Origin of the sequence: Mesorhizobium sp. M0598, from assembly GCF_040320865.1 — a bacterium.
GTDB lineage: Bacteria > Pseudomonadota > Alphaproteobacteria > Rhizobiales > Rhizobiaceae > Mesorhizobium.
The window spans coordinates 50,001-51,355 of the sequence record NZ_JAMYQL010000038.1; the positions used below are offsets into that span (position 1 = coordinate 50,001).

At 57.0% G+C, this 1,355-nt stretch carries 1 tRNA gene and 2 rRNA genes (1 of these 3 only partly in view); all 3 read left to right on the forward strand.

The features are described 5' to 3' along the window. Nucleotides 1–556, forward strand: a 23S ribosomal RNA gene (locus tag NKI59_RS29975); it begins 2,243 nt to the left of the window's first position. A gap of 96 nt (nucleotides 557–652) precedes the next feature. Then, a 5S ribosomal RNA gene (gene rrf, locus NKI59_RS29980) occupies nucleotides 653–767 on the forward strand. Nucleotides 768–897: 130 nt separating this feature from the next. Beyond that, a tRNA-Met gene (locus NKI59_RS29985) sits at nucleotides 898–974 on the forward strand. Nucleotides 975–1,355: the final 381 nt, after the last annotated feature.

The following is a 1,355-nucleotide window of genomic DNA, read 5'->3' on the forward strand; positions in this document are numbered from 1 at the left end:
GCATAAGCCTGCCTGACTGCGAGACTGACAAGTCGAGCAGAGACGAAAGTCGGTCATAGTGATCCGGTGGTCCCGCGTGGAAGGGCCATCGCTCAACGGATAAAAGGTACGCCGGGGATAACAGGCTGATGACCCCCAAGAGTCCATATCGACGGGGTTGTTTGGCACCTCGATGTCGACTCATCGCATCCTGGGGCTGGAGCAGGTCCCAAGGGTATGGCTGTTCGCCATTTAAAGCGGTACGTGAGTTGGGTTCAGAACGTCGTGAGACAGTTCGGTCCCTATCTGCCGTGGGTGTAGGAATATTGAAAGGATCTGTCCCTAGTACGAGAGGACCGGGATGGACGGATCTCTGGTGGACCTGTTGTGGCGCCAGCCGCATAGCAGGGTAGCTATATCCGGACGGGATAACCGCTGAAGGCATCTAAGCGGGAAACCCACCTTAAAACGAGTATTCCCTGAGAACCGTGGAAGACGACCACGTTGATAGGCCGGGTGTGGAAGAGCGGCAACGCTTGAAGCTTACCGGTACTAATAGTTCGATCGGCTTGATCGTTCTCATTCCTAATGCCCATTTCTGGTGACAATCCTTGGATTGCGCCGAAATGGATGGCACAGAAAACAGCTTCTCGAGCAACGTGCGTTTTGCCGACCTGGTGGTTATGGCGGAGCGGCTGCACCCGATCCCATTCCGAACTCGGCCGTGAAACGCTCCAGCGCTGATGGTACTTCGTCTCAAGACGCGGGAGAGTAGGTCGCTGCCAGGTCTGCCAAGCGCACGTTGTTTAATCTTCTCCTTACGAACAGGCCCGCCAACGGGACTCCGGGCCGCGAAAGCGGCCCTTTCATTTGGCGGAAGCTTGAATCCGGTGAGCCAAGGCTTACCTTTAGGGTTGACGCGGGGTGGAGCAGCCCGGTAGCTCGTCAGGCTCATAACCTGAAGGTCACAGGTTCAAATCCTGTCCCCGCAACCAAATTCGAAAACGGCCCGCCTTGTGCGGGCCGTTTTCGTTTTGCTGGCCGATTGGTTCGATCCCCGTCAGGCCTCGCACGAAGCAGGCACAGCGAGACACCAAGGAAGGTCCAGCCCCCGCAACCAAATTCCTTGCATGCGAGCATCAAAAACCCCGGTAGCCTTACGGCGCCGGGTTTTTTGTTTTGGGGCGTGCTGCCAAACACCGAAGCTCGCGCGCCGCGACGGAGTTCCACGTCCTGCCGGCACCCAACTGTGCTGCATGGATGCAGCTCTAACGTAAGCGCCAAGCTGACCCCATCTGGCGCGGCTTGAGGTGATGAGCGAGACATACTGACACTGAAGCAAGGAGCCGAGGAGCTTGCAGTGTCAATTTCTATGT